Annotated in this window: 13 protein-coding genes; 2 read left to right on the top strand and 11 right to left on the bottom strand. The window is 46.4% G+C overall.

Features of this window, described 5'->3' with window-relative positions; genetic code table 11:
- The first annotated feature begins 69 nt into the window (after positions 1 to 69).
- Both ACZ45B_RS14725 and ACZ45B_RS14720 read left to right on the top strand, forming a co-directional pair.
- A complete protein-coding gene (locus tag ACZ45B_RS14725; protein WP_024546940.1) occupies positions 70 to 552 on the top strand; it encodes a helix-turn-helix domain-containing protein in 483 nt (160 codons plus the stop codon).
- Between the two features lie 4 nt (positions 553 to 556).
- Complete coding sequence (locus ACZ45B_RS14720) at positions 557 to 1129, top strand: PIN domain-containing protein (protein ID WP_024546939.1); 573 nt, start codon at positions 557 to 559, stop codon at positions 1127 to 1129.
- A gap of 249 nt (positions 1130 to 1378) precedes the next feature.
- Here ACZ45B_RS14720 and ACZ45B_RS14715 read toward each other — a convergent pair whose 3' ends face one another.
- The 11 genes from ACZ45B_RS14715 to ACZ45B_RS14665 form a co-directional block, all read right to left on the bottom strand.
- Positions 1379 to 1570 (bottom strand): hypothetical protein, encoded by a 192-nt coding sequence (locus ACZ45B_RS14715; RefSeq protein WP_024546938.1) that lies wholly within the window; start codon positions 1568 to 1570, stop codon positions 1379 to 1381.
- Between the two features lie 3 nt (positions 1571 to 1573).
- Positions 1574 to 2686, bottom strand: coding sequence for a hypothetical protein (locus ACZ45B_RS14710; RefSeq protein WP_464675053.1), 1113 nt, complete (start codon positions 2684 to 2686; stop codon positions 1574 to 1576).
- Between the two features lie 42 nt (positions 2687 to 2728).
- Entirely contained in the window at positions 2729 to 3124 is a 396-nt protein-coding gene (locus tag ACZ45B_RS14705; RefSeq protein WP_024546935.1) for a hypothetical protein, read from the bottom strand.
- 105 nt (positions 3125 to 3229) lie between these two features.
- Positions 3230 to 5077: a type IV secretory system conjugative DNA transfer family protein gene (locus ACZ45B_RS14700; RefSeq protein ID WP_081699686.1), complete on the bottom strand. Its 1848-nt coding sequence runs from the start codon at positions 5075 to 5077 to the stop codon at positions 3230 to 3232.
- Positions 5022 to 5507, bottom strand: a complete 486-nt coding sequence (locus ACZ45B_RS14695; RefSeq protein WP_024546933.1) for a hypothetical protein — start codon at positions 5505 to 5507, stop codon at positions 5022 to 5024. The genes ACZ45B_RS14700 and ACZ45B_RS14695 overlap by 56 nt, the downstream gene beginning before the upstream one ends.
- A 40-nt stretch (positions 5508 to 5547) precedes the next feature.
- Entirely contained in the window at positions 5548 to 7512 is a 1965-nt protein-coding gene (locus tag ACZ45B_RS14690) for a M23 family metallopeptidase (protein WP_024546932.1), read from the bottom strand.
- Positions 7509 to 8663 carry a hypothetical protein gene (locus ACZ45B_RS14685; protein WP_024546931.1) on the bottom strand — a complete coding sequence of 385 codons (1155 nt, stop codon included), beginning with the start codon at positions 8661 to 8663 and terminating at the stop codon, positions 7509 to 7511. The genes ACZ45B_RS14690 and ACZ45B_RS14685 overlap by 4 nt, the downstream gene beginning before the upstream one ends.
- Before the next feature lie 41 nt (positions 8664 to 8704).
- On the bottom strand, positions 8705 to 10126 hold the full coding sequence (locus ACZ45B_RS14680) for a hypothetical protein (protein WP_024546930.1): 1422 nt from the start codon (positions 10124 to 10126) through the stop codon (positions 8705 to 8707).
- Between the two features lie 21 nt (positions 10127 to 10147).
- On the bottom strand, positions 10148 to 10897 hold the full coding sequence (locus ACZ45B_RS14675; protein WP_024546929.1) for a hypothetical protein: 750 nt from the start codon (positions 10895 to 10897) through the stop codon (positions 10148 to 10150).
- The gene (locus ACZ45B_RS14670) at positions 10897 to 12069 is read right to left on the bottom strand and encodes a hypothetical protein (protein ID WP_024546928.1); all 1173 of its coding nucleotides are present in this window, start codon (positions 12067 to 12069) and stop codon (positions 10897 to 10899) included. The genes ACZ45B_RS14675 and ACZ45B_RS14670 overlap by 1 nt, the downstream gene beginning before the upstream one ends.
- A gap of 68 nt (positions 12070 to 12137) precedes the next feature.
- On the bottom strand, positions 12138 to 13373 hold the full coding sequence (locus tag ACZ45B_RS14665) for a hypothetical protein (RefSeq protein WP_038028006.1): 1236 nt from the start codon (positions 13371 to 13373) through the stop codon (positions 12138 to 12140).
- Positions 13374 to 13949: the final 576 nt, after the last annotated feature.

Below are 13949 nucleotides of genomic sequence, written 5' to 3'. Positions count from 1 at the left end.
CGATTATTTCGTTTACAATATGGAGTTGTAATCTGTGTAAAAAATGCGTAGAAAACATAGGTAAGAAATATGACAATTGCCGCTAATGTTTTAGGTACTGTAGTACCAACTCAAGCCGAAACACAGCTTGCAATGGAATCTAGTCATCAATTGTTGATGCTTCTAAAGAATAGAGAATTAGAAGCTCACCCCTGCAATTACAGACTGCACATCCAGATAAGCGAAGGAAGCGAAGAGCGGATCGACATTCCTTCAGGTGCTTTTCGCCTATTACAAGAGATTTTGGCGCAGATGGCGAGTGGCAATGCAGTCACGTTGATGCCGATCCATGCAGAATTAACAACCCAAGAAGCCGCAGATATCTTGAATGTCTCCCGTCCTTTCTTGATTAAGTTAATCGAGAATCAGGAAATGCCCTATAGAAAAGTAGGAACCCATCGTCGGATTTTGTTCAAAGACGTGATGGATTATAAGCAAAAAATAGATAGTCAAAGGATGCAAGCATTAGATGAGCTGACTCAAGAAGCTCAGGAACTAGGATTGGGATATTGATTTGATTGCCAACAATTTCACCGCAATAATCGATGCTTGTGTTCTATACAAAGCACCTGTAAGAGACCTGCTGATGCGTTTAGCTGTAAAGGATTTATACCGTGCAAAATGGACGAACGAAATTCATGACGAGTGGATCAGGAATCTGTTGAAAAATAGACCTGACATTGAGAAAAAACGCCTAGAAAGAACAAGAGACTTGATGAATAATCATATTCGAGATTGTTTAGTTGATGGTTATCAGGAACTGATTGAATCATTAGAGTTACCAGATAAAGGCGATCGCCATGTATTAGCAGCAGCAATTTGTGCAAGAGCAGATGTGATTGTCACTTGTAATGAGTCAGATTTTCCGTCGCAAAACATTAAAAAATATGGAATTGAAGTACAAAATCCAGATGTATTTATCAGCCATTTGATAGATTTAGCCCCTTTGGTCGTTTGTGATGTAGTGAGAACATTACGAGAAAGTCTAAGGAATCCGTCCCGTAGTATTAATGAGTTACTCGCAGGATATAGAGATCAAGGTTTAACTCGAACCGTACAGATACTGAAGAGGTATAGCGAATTACTGTAGCAATAAATCTCAGAAACTCTATATTTTAGAAAAATGTTGATCTAACTTATCGAGTAAGGCTAAAGCAAGGGAAGTATTAGCTGTACTAGCTAATACTTTAAACCGAACTTTTGGTTTGATTATATCTAGTTTAATATCAGAAGTATTGTCCATAAATGTATAAAAATAAATTTTTATTCTTGTGCCAAGATAGCGCATCAATGGAATTTTTTGCAAAAAAAAAGGCATCTTCGACGATGCCAAAGAAAATTAACGTTGAATCGGACATTCAAGGGGAGGAGGAGAACCAAACGTCATCCGTATAAAGGAGCGGTTGAGGACAAAACTGCCCGTTCCCTCAATGACCAGTAGACAGACCCAGAGCCAACGCCCCCGATAGAGAATAAATCCCATAAAGGAGATCAATTGGTGGGCGAAATAGATAAGAGCAAATGCTTCCATGATCTATGCCTTCTGAATTTGAGAACGTTGGGTTGGTTGGTTGTTGTCCACGGAAACCGCCTGGGGGAGAAGCTTCTGGGTTTGTCCATAGCGTTCATGGGCTTGTTGGACAAAACTCTTGATAATGTTCATGTCCTTGGGGGTAGCTGAGATCGGCGTGATTTTTTGATTATCAGCCTTGCGGGTTAAATTCACGCCACCGTCGGGGGTGATTTGCCAAGCAATAGCATTGGTTTGGAAGGTTTTAGTACCATCCTTACCAACCTCAACCTCACCAATTTTTTCCATCTGACTGATGACGACCTTGACCGCAGGCTCAACGAAATTCTGCATAAAGACCGTGGCAGCCTGTTGTCCAGTGTGGCTCAGGGTTTGGTGAAGTTGTTTTTTAACTTGACCCTGAGTTTGCTCAAGTTTTTGGGCTGCCGTCACAGAGAGCTGTTTGGCTAGACCACGCAGTTTATCAGCAACCATATTGCGCTGCTGATTAAACCAGTCACCGACTCGTTGATTCGAGGTATGAACCGGAGTGGGATTGAGAGGACGACTTTTCATGAGCGCATCTAAACGGGTCTGCACCTCATTAAGACGCTCATTAGTGAGGTTGAGCTGTTGTTGCAGCACCTCAAATCGTTGAGCAATGGAGGAAGGAGAAGGTTCCACTTCAGAAGCAGGAATATCCATGACAGTGGATGGTGTTGATGATTCAGGGGGAATTGGATCAGCAATTTTCGGCGTTTCTGAAGTTTGTTTCTCGTTGGATAAAGAAGCAAGTTGATTAGTGGAGATAATGCCATCCTTACTCTTAAATAGAAGCTGATTATTTTTATCTAAAATTCGGACAGAACCAGAATTCTCCTTGGGAGAAAAGGCTTCACTGAGGATTTGATCCTCTTTTTTTGTGATAGTAAATCGCTTACCATCACCACTAACAGTGCCATCATAAATTTTCTTGGAACCAACACGAACAGTAATTTCCTGCTCGTTTTTCATGCCCAATTGAAGAAGCTTTTGGAGAAATTGATCAAGGGCAGAAAGGGTAAGCTGGGTTGCCTCAACGGAACTATTAGTAATGTCACGGGCGGATTGTTGGTCACTGGATTGCTGAATATCCATAAGATTAAATTACCTCGAAATTAGGAAAAGAAATGGTCAGAATTATCGTTTAAGAACACGGATTAAAAGGGACATTTGGACAGCAGGGGATAATAAAATATCAGGTAATAAACAGCCACCTAAAGTGTCAAGAATAAGTTCCCCATGGACTTGGACATAGCGAGGAATTTCGTCGATTACAAGGACGAAGGTGGATGTAGTGCGATCGCCTAAAAAATCTTGGTCAACATAAATCAAGCGACCCTGATGGACGACAAAACAGGTATCATCCGCACCGTTGGCATAGATTTCGACATATTCAGGTTGGTAGTTAGCCGGAAGGGGTTCCGCGTCCCAACCTTGACCCGTGAGCAAACCGAGGGATTCAGAAAAATCGACCTTGGCGCGAATTGCCTCTGGGAGGTCATCAATGAGTTTTTGGTCAGAATCCATAAGCATGGGAAAGTACCTCAAAGTATTGGCATAAAGGCGAAAAAAGCCTTCTATGGGGTAAGAGAAAAAGGGCGTTCAAATTCGGATAAAGTGGTGAAATTAATTTCAAAATCAGAAAACAGCGGCGATTAATTCGGATGTATTTGGGGTATCGATCGCCCGAAAAGCGTGGGCATCTTGGTGGAGTTGGGCGAGGTCAATCTCGTCATTTTGTGGCGTTGTTACTTGTCCAAGCTCAGGGCAAATCCCTCGATATGCAGAAGTTAGAGCCAGATCGCGCTTGATAAAATCTCGCTGCGTGAAATGGGGTAATGCTGTTTCTAAAAACTGTTCCTTGAGCATTTCCCAGTCGGCGGTGGATTCTTTAAATGCTTTGAGATCATGCTCTGGAATCCGAATGGTTTGGATCAGAGGAATGCGGGAACCATGGCGATCGCCAATGCCCCGATTCCAGATAATGGCTTTACCCTGCGAGAGTTGCAGAATTTCACTGGGGTCAATGATGGCGATCGCCTGTTTATGCTCCGTATGACTGCTGGAATTGCCGCCTTTTTGCCGAGATCGCCCCCGCGTGTCGAACTCCACATCCCGATTACCGACCGATTTCGAGTATTTTTCCGCATCCGCAATATCATTTGCCTGAAACACCAGTTGAGTGGCACAAGCCTTCAATAAACGACTCGTGCCATCCTTGCCATAGCGTTTTTCAAGGACTTCAGGGAATTGCACGCCGATCGCCATCACCAAACCCGCCGAGCGGTGAATGTTCGGCCAATCTTCCGCCGAAGGGAGGTAAATCTGAGAAATCTCATCCAGCCACAACAAAAACGGACGTTGACGCGGTTGGAGCAAATTGCGGTTCGTCAGGAGGTGAATCACCGTCGCCAAAATCGGGTTCACAATCTCGCCCCTTTCCGCATCACTGCCACAGATGAGAATTTTACGCTCATCCAAATCCAGAGGAATAGTTGTTTTACCGCAGATCGCTGGAAGCAAATCAGGCATTAACAATCCGCTCAAAAGATTGGCAAAAGTCGCCTTGATACTGCCATAGGTTTCCTCAACGCCAAAGACATCGACCACCGCATCAAACACCATCCGAATCGCCTCCGGTTGCGCGTCTACAATCGCCTGAAGTTGATTGCTCGGCAGGCGCGTTAACGTGCGACACATCACCAGATCAGGGCAGTCCGTTTGTTTAGCCAGCAACATCACCCCCGCCAAAAACGAAGTCGTCGCTTCTGTGAAAAACGGATTGGAACCGCCTTTCAGAGCTTGGGGATTCAAGTTCAGATAAAGCACTTTGGCAATTTGTCGCGCCATCGCCGCATCCTCAGGGTGACGAATAAAATCGAGAACATTGCAGCAGAGGGATTCCGGTTTACCCGGTGCAAATAAACCGACTTCGTAGTTCAACCGCTTGGCATAACCCGCGATCAACGCTGTGGGGGACGGGTCTTCTGGGGAGTGGGTGGAATATTTGATATCGAAATAAAGCCCCGGAATGCCCTGCGCCAAACCTGACAAAAAAAGCGGATTTAACGCCGAAAAACTTTTCCCAGAACCTGCGCCACCCAACACCGAAATCCCAGAAGTGCAGTCGCTGAGGTAAAGGGTTTGCGGGTCATAACAGAGATCGATCGACCATTTCTCTTGCTGACAGGAAAAAACAGACCCTTTTGGTGTGCCAACCCAAAGACCGACATCCGCCCGTTTTGCGCCTTGAACCTGCTTCAATGTCCGCAATGCGCCATTTTTGACCTGTTGCGGTGTGGCAAGTTTACCCTTACCGAGACTGGCAGATTTGTGGCGATCGCCCTTGAAGGTCATGAAGGCTAATAAAACCCCACAACCCATTAGCAGCAAGCCAAGCGGCGAAAAAATTAACTCACTCACATAGGCGTTAAGGTCGGGTTGGGGAGTCTGAGAAGGCGGGAGGTTCGTCTGCGGGTTGGACATTTTCTGGAATCTCAATTGCTAAATTTTTCAGGGCTTGATAACGGTCAGAGGGCATGTAAAAAATTGCGTCAGATTCTTGGGCGAAGGCTGCGAAACCCGCCTCAAACTTGACTTTGCCGCCCTGTGCGTCGATCTTGCGTTGCCAAAGTTGTTCATTGAGGGCGATCGCCGCCTGTGGATCGATGTATTTGCTAAAGGGATAATCACTGTCACTGGGCGGATTCAGACGACTACAAATGCCATTTTGAACAGTGACCAGAATTTCCTCTGGATGATGTCCATGGTTGTCAACATCAGTTGCCTGAATCACTTGATATTGTTGGTATTCCGCAAGAATGTTGAAGGGTTCCGCGAGGCAAGTACTTTGATAGGAGCGATCGCCAGAATCAGAGTGAACGGAGAACATCATCCCTAGGAAACTCACAAACATGAGCACACAAAAAAAGAGAAGAGAGTATTTTTTAAAAAGATTAGAAATTGACATAGTTACGAGGATTGAAAGGAGTACCAAAGCGATCGCCGTCACGAACTTCAAAATGGAGATGCGCCCCCGTGCTGTTGCCAGTGGAACCCTCTAAGCCGATCAGTTGACCTTTTTTCACCGTTTGATTTTGGGAAATCTTTTGAGTCGTCATGTGGGCATAGCGCGTGAACAAATTATTCTGATGTCTAAGGATCACCACATTGCCGTAGCCCGATTCCCAGCCCACATAGGTGGCTGTGCCACAGTCCGCCGCGAGGATTGATGCTCCCATCCCTGCACTGACATCAATGCCCGCATGGAGTCGCCAGGTGCCATAAATCGGATGGAGGCGATTGCCCATTTCACTGGTGACCACGCCTGTAGAAGGACGTTGCATCTTGCCGCCCCCACAGGAACCACCGAAAAAACAATTCTTAAGCACTGCCTGATAATCAGATGCTCTATGGGCTAGGGTTGTGGTGTTTTCTGCTGAAATACCGAGCGCTGTACCAACCCCAAAAAAATCCACTTTGGTTGTGGTAATGAACTGTTTTAGTTGGGGCAGAATATTTGCCATAGATCCACTGGGATGATCAAGCAGATAGGCGATCGCATAGGCCGTTTGAGATTCAGTGAGATTGAGGGTTTCTGCCTGTTCCAAGAGGGAAGGTAATCGAGATGTGACCCCAGAACGTTGGGCAGGGGGTACTTTTTGGAGCATTTTTTGCAAACAGTCATTGTCATTGGCAGCCGCCGGATTACTGTATTGCGCCTGGGCCGTTTGCAGTTGTGCCTGCACTGAGGCTGGAACACTTACTTGGGGAGTAGGGAGAGATTGTTGGTCGTCGAAACCTAGAAAAATGCCATCTTTTTCCTTAGCGTGAAACAGTGACCATGGGCCGAAAATAAATGGGGTACAACCAAGATCCACCAAACCTTTTTGACAGAAACGCGTTGATAGTCCAAATTCCGCTGTCCCCGTAGTTTCATCCGTGCTCATCAGAATGAGCTTAAATTCAGAGCCGAGCATTCGTCCTGTAGGTTCCATGCCACCAAAAGCTTTGCCCAGTAAGCCAGAACCCCCCGGCACCATCTGCCCACCTACCTTTGGATCGCCGCCCTTAATCCAGCGATCGCCCTGGCGTCCCTGCCCCGAAAGCTCGATGTAGGCACAGTGTTCCTGTTGGCAAGGATAGCGAAACCCAACTGTTGTACTGCCGGAGATCGGCTGAAACGTCGCCTGTGATTCCGCTGCCCCCCAAACGAGATCAAGGGAGGCGATCGCCGAGGGAGACAAAATACCCAAATCAGCCAGAGGAATCAGATCCAGGCCGGGAATATCCTTGAGGTGAATCCCTTGCCAGCCCGTAAATGCCTTGAGAGAAGTTTCTGCCAAGCTGGGAATATCCGCTACGGAAAAGGTTTGTAAATTGGGAATTTGGGAAAGGGGCAATCGGGCGATCGCCGCATTGCTGACCAATGCCCCAAGATTTTCAGATAATAAATCCTGTACCCCTTCACCGATCTGACTCCTAACCAAATCCGTAAGCGATGGAATTTCGTCTAATCGTAACTTGGCTAATGCTGGAAGAGCCTCCACCAAAGAACCCAAGGATTGTTGCGTGAAATGGGTGAACGCCGACAGGGCAATGTCCTGTAGATCAAGTTGTGCCAGGGATGCAATTTGAATAGGCGATAAGTCCGCAATCCCAGTCGCTGCCATATCCCCCAGGGTAAAGATATCCGTCAGGCGATCGCCCACTTGAATCCGTTTATCGAGGGAATACCTTACCTGCTCTGATAACCCCGTATCAACCTGATAGAGAGCACTAGTTTGAATCGGCGGTAAATCAGCCCAGCGTAAGGTTTCCAGATTCACCATAGGAGCAGAAGTTGCCAGACTGCGGGTTCCCCAGACAAAACTCAGCAGTAAGATCAGAACAAGCACAACCCAGAGAAATGGCAATTTCATAACCCCACCGCCTCCGGTGCAACCCCCGCATTTTCTAGCACCGATTGCACATGGGTGAGTTGGAGATTACCTTGTCGTGCTGCTTGAGAGAGGGTAGAACCACGCCGTAGACTACGGATCATTGTTTGGTAGCGCAGATAAAGTCCACTACGGAAAGGTGTATCAGGATGGGTCGTTAGTCCTCTGGCGATCGCATTGGCAATTTGATGATTGTCCAAAGTATGGGGAACAGGGGCCGTTGCGGGACGCGGCATTGTATTGATCGCCAAGGTAATCGGGTTGCTTTTTGGGGAATCAAGGCGCTGGGCTACCTGATTGTTTTGTTGAAGTAGAGCGATGAAAATTTCCTGTTGCTGATCTAAGGTTTGTAGTTGTGCCAAAAATTCTGATTGCTGGGAATCCAAACTGGCCACCCGACCATCCAAACGCTCCACCTGACTTTCCAGAGCCGCAAGCCTTGCCTCGATCTCGGTATCATCAAAATGATTGGAATTAGGCACTGGCTCAGCCCTGACTAACAACGGTTCCTGGCGCGTGGGGTTATTCGGTAAAGGTAAGGATTCACCTTGACCCATGTGGAAAAGTTGGGCGAGGGTGCGGGGATCCAATTGAGCAGTGCTTGCCGCCTGTTCCATGGAAACTCCTTGAGCAATTTGGGAGATTGCCCCCTGAATCGCCAGATGTAACTCGGAATTTTCGACCAATAATCGCCGTTCAATGGCTAGGGCAACTCCCTGTTGGAGGTGCTGCGTCGGATTCCTATTCATCGCTACAGGATTGGCGTGATCAACAGGATGAGCCGTAACATTGACGATACTATTGCCTTGGGAACCCGCTACCAGTTTAAAGACATAGAGTGATTCCACCTGGTTTGCATCACGGGTAACTAAACTAAGTTGGGCTTGTCCCGCTTGGTGGGCGACCAGGTGAAGAATAGAAGCCCCTTGCTCAAAGGGGCGATCGCCATCGAGTTGAATCAATGAACCATCATCAAGCCAACCCTTGTACACCAAAACTCCATCCGGTAGAGTGAGATTCACCCCCTGATTGACCTTAAGTGCAATGGTGGGAACCTGATGTTGCGCTGCCTGTGCGGAAATTCGTTGCGTTTGAGCAAGGACAGGCGAACCCCAAAACCCGAAGCACAACATAGGAATAGAAAACTTTAAAAGAGATTTCATTGAAAGTGACCTCATAGAGAAAGAATAAAAGGAGCATGAATTGTTAACCGGACGGAAGTGTTGAGTTGTACCAATGGCACCGTTGATGGCGAAGAAGATTCAGCCAGTAGCGAATCCGTCAACCCCTTGAGGGCAGCACTGCCAAGACTTGTCCAATCCTTATCACCCCCAACCCGCGAGATAGAAGTACTTGATTCAGTTTGAAAAACCGTTTCCGCCCGGCTGATGTACTGGTCTGCCAGTCCCCGACCAGCCCCCAACAATGCCCGACCGAGGGAAGTCTGGAAAAAGCCCTGATCCGTCCGCGTCTTTAAGAGCCGTCCATCTAGAGCCGAAACCGTCATCGTGCCGCTGGGTAAAAGCACAGGCGGGCGATCGCCTTGAAGAATGGCCCGCACCTCCGCCACCAAATAACCATCCGCAACCTGAGTAATTTCCGCCAGGAGCCGTGAGTCCGCAGGCAAACCCAAGATCGCTCCTGTCGTGCGGATGTGGAGAATCGCTTTTTCCGCCGCAATTAGTTGTTGGGTTACCGTGCCAGTCAGGGATTGACCCCCTTCAACTAAAAATTGGCGATCGCCCCTGAGAAAAGACGTTTCCTGCTGTACCAACAAAATCGCATCATCACGAATAGTTTCCTCAAAAGAAGCAGGAGAGGGCGCAAGACGAGACGGTGCAACCCTTGACGGAACCGAATTTTCCGGCAAGGCCCCAAAACTCATCATCCGTTGGGGAGGGGGCATAGAAGCGGGTAGAGGCGCAGGGGACGTAACCGGAGCAAGCGGAACAGCACGAATCGGCGTAGGCGCAGGCGGAATAAACGTTTGCCGTACTGGAGGAGTGGGAATAGTGGAAGGAATAGAATCTCTAGAATCTATCGGTGGGAGAATTGGCGAAACCTCTGGTTGCCGCGATTGTTCCTGCAATTGACCTGTAAGAACTTGCTGTTTTTTCTGTTCCTCTAAGAGTGCCGCCCGATTTTTGAGCGTACCAAACGCAATCTCCCCCTCCAATTGAGCAAGTTTGGCTTGGTCAGGATCAACCTCATCCTCGACTGGCGTCAGATCGGGGGCGATCGCCTCAGGATGGGGATTACCCAGTTGAATACTATTGCCCCGCGTTAAAGCAGCTCCCAAGAAGGCACAAACCAGCAAGACACCCGAACCAAAAAAGATCGCCTTCAGGTGAGGACGTTTATAGACAGGAACCTTGCCTACCTCAATCTCCAGACCTTCCTGATAAGCAGGCGGTGGTGATGGCGGCATATCCTCTGAGATAGAAGCTGTATCAGGCTCTGGAGCATCAGCTTGAGAAAAATCAGGCGGTGCATAATCCGTGGCAAAAGAAACCGGACTCTTGTCCAGAGGAGTGGCCGTTTCAAAATCAAAATTAGCCCAGCGTTCCAAATCTAAAGACTGAAAATCCTGCGACATAATACTTTTCCAATAAATTGCTTAATTCCGTAATCGCTCAGGCATAGACTCAATGACTAGCCCGGCACGCCGCTCCTCCATCACAACCCGCTGAAGATCAGAGATTTGGGGGTTGTCGATATCTGCATTTACCGGAACGAGAGGATCAATCACACGGATATAAACCTCATGCTCACGCACCACCAGATCCCCCAAATTGTCGCCATTGGCAAAAACCATCAGGAGCCCTGTGTAATCAACCTTCCAGAGATCAGCCTCCACCTTTTGGGGCACACCAATCACTGGAGAAGTCATCGCCGTCTGCGTGCGGGGTTGCGTCGTAAAAATATCCTGGGGTGTCAGGAGCGCAATCTGAGTGAGAATATCCTTGCGAATCCCATCACTAAGGCGAAAACCAGCCCGCCAAGTTGCTGTTGTAATTTTCAGTTCACCATTCCCAGTACTGATGGGAACACCAAGATCAGGCTTAGGCGAACCCAAATCTTCCGGCGTTTCAGGGGGAAGAATACCGCGCCAATCATAGAGACTGTAGAGGGTCGAAGCCACAAATTGACGAATCGATTCCGGTGTCGGTTCAGCATGGTCAAGGGCAACCACATTGCGCATTACCCCATCAGCCGTCTCGACCAGTCTCGGTGCAGGTTTATTCAGGAGGCTAACCACCGTGCCAATTACGCCAAGACTCATCAAGAAATTCAAGCCGCCCAAAACAAGACAGACCACCACACAGAGTGGCAGAAAATTCTGGGATTTGCGGGGGATAAGAGCCATCAGCGTTTCCCCCAACGAACAACCTTAAGACTCGTAGTGAAAGCCGCTCCAGCCGCTGCAAACACAGCCGAAAAACCCATGCTGCCAGCGAAAAGGGCAAGAAAAGGATTAATAAATCCCCCTAAAAATGGGTAGAGCAGACTATGAAAGCCAAGGGCCGTGCTCTGCTGACTGGCGAGGGCAATTTGGAGAATAGTGAACATCCAGATACTCAACATCCCCGCAAATAGCCCACTAATAAAAATTTGCAGGCCACTTTTCGCCGCTGGATAGAGAGAAATCGCAATCCAGAGGGGCGCAGAAGAAGCCCAAACCGCTAGGGCATAGGCCATGATGATGTGGAATGTACCTGCAACAAAACTCAGAAAACCCGTCACCACCAACTGCGTAAAATCGTTGAAGAAGCGACCAACAGGATTAAGGAACGACCAAGACGAAGCAGAATCAGCCCCCAATTCTGCCGCCGCCGCATCCATTTCCGCATCCACTTCGGCAAGGCATTGCTCCTGTTCCAAACCACTGAGGGAGAAACAAGATTCTCGTTTTTGCTGATAGGTTTGATTGAGGCCCTGTTGGAGATTGGCATTCTTAATTAAATCCCGGCCAGCGACCCCGTTATAAGTTTGGGAAAGGAGATAATTGTTCGCCCCGTAGACCAGATTTTTGTAAGCTTGCAGACCCAATAAGGTGAGCTGGCCACCGTTGGTAAAAAGCAAAACCACCACGAGGGGGGTATAGATCATTTGCCAAGGAAACTGTTTATAGCTGGAAGCTTGCCACTTATAGACAGCGGCGATCGCCCAGAGCATAAAACCAAACGCAACAATATAGGAAGTTGCCTGAAGGAGAATTGCAAAATAAGGCGAATTGAGAGAGAGATAAGTATCCCAGAGAGTATCAAAGGAGCCCACGAGATCACTAATCCAAAGCTGTGAATCAAGGGTGGCATCCCCGGCAACCCCATCAGTACCAGCCGGAAAAGGAACCCCAGACTGAGCAAGAAGGGGGAGAGGACGGGTAAAAAAGACCAGCAACAAGCCTAAGAAAGCCCATTGCAGGAGCCAACGGAGCCGACAATAAAACCGGAGCCAAGCCAAAGGCATCAAGCGAAAACAATCGAAACAATGCAGTTGAACCGCATGATAAATCGTCTTATGGAGCGTAAAAAACATGGAAAACTATCTTTACCCCAAGGGGTAAAAAGCCAATAACAATGAAAATTAAAAGAAACACATTGAAATCATGAAACCCAAGACAAAGGACTTCCCCTTATCCACCTCAAGGGAGCCAAAAAACAAGCTAAAAATTGTCGATATAAATCAGTAAATAAAAAATTTGAGCAACTAATTTGGTCAAGAGGGGAAAATAATAAATGAAGAAAGTCAGTCAAAAAATTAAATCCTAAAAATAACCTGTTCGTTATTCTGAGAGGAAAAAACAGTGAGCCAAAGAAACCAATTCGTGGTACTCTCGACCAGAAAAAATGGCTAATTTGAGCCATTGAAAAATTCAATCTGTCCCCAAATTCAAACAATTTTAATTTAAATAGTTTGTTTGTATTGAATGATTGAAAAGAAAATTTTTCTTTTGATAAACGAAAATAGATTGCTTGGAATTCAAATCCAAAATCTGACGAAAAGTCTGGATAAAAAAGACAATTAAGGTTCACAAGCGGTTGTGAGCACTGGAGAGTAAAGCGTCTCAACAGTGACAGAGGTGAATGAAAGTTCAAAAACTGCTTAAATCGCTTCCTAGAACTCCGATCCTGCTGACATTCCTCTAAAACAATAGTGAGTTGGGGGAAATAAGCCTGAAGAAAATCGAAGCCAATAAAATGGTGTAAGTGCTGAACTAAATCAACATTTACCTTGAAAACTTTTTGGAAGTAGTTCCAAGCCCGTTGTGCACTAGCCTTAGACAGCTGCAGGTAATCAGCCAATTCTAAAATAGTGGGAATTTCCCCAGGGATTTGACAGAGAAAAGCCAAAATCGATTGTTGACGTTTTGTTAAAAATGGTTGACATAAAGCTTGTAAAAAATGCCAGCCAAGCTCATCAAAAGAAGACGGCAGAGTATGGGGTATAGAAACCAGGTCAAGCTCCCGAAAAAAAGAATGAGCCTGTAACTTTTGGGCAAAATGAGGCGAAACAGAGATTGGATAGAGATTGCGTGCAGCCTCTGTCCTGACAGCATTACGGAGATTCCAATAAGAGGTCAACTCAGCCGGATCATCAGTGCGAAGAGCAGTTTCAAAGAAATGGGTAACCGCCTCTTGGTAAGCATCCTCAAAACCCCATTGCCTCGCCCAAGAAGTGGAACGGCACATGGCAGCAATATCGTCAGCATGAGCTTGAAGCAGTAGATCAAAAGCTCGTTGTCGAGTATGAGGTTGCTTAACATCCTGAAGGAGTTGCGAGATAGATTCCCAAGAGAGAGAAAGGCGTGAGGGGTCAGACTTAAGCGCAAAAGAAGACATGAGAAGTTCCCTGAAGTTGCATGGCAATTCAAAGACTTCGCCTGTTAATCGAGTATAATGAAAACAGGCAAGTGAAGTACTAATATTTGATTTGCCGAGATAGAGACTCTTATCCAGAAGTTTTCGACGCTGTATGGATGAGAGTCTTTGTATTATGAGATGTAGTAAGAGTCAAAATAAAATGAAGAAAAAGACAAGATTAAGATAAGGTAAATAAGCTTAAATCAAGGGGAAAGCTTAATCTTCAAAAAATTGTAAAGGAGTATTATAGTCCTCCATTAAGTTATATCAAAACGAGAATACGAAAAACAGTTTAAAGGTAATCCGAGACTCTAGTTAAGTAGAATTTAGCGCAAAAAATAGAATTTGGGGGCTTTTGTAAAAAAATTACCTTAATTTGACAATAACAAGAAATAGTAATGATTAAAACTTAAAAATTTATTAAAAAGTGGCTTAAAGATTAAAGAGTATAAAGCGATATAAAAATATGAGAAAATTCTAATCTTAGAAGGTGAGAAAATAAAAATAATCAGTTATGCATGATGCACGCTGGTGGATACTGTGATCCTCTAAAGA

The organism is Picosynechococcus sp. NKBG15041c (assembly GCF_055380235.1).
This window is presented reverse-complemented; position numbering and strand designations above follow the sequence as displayed.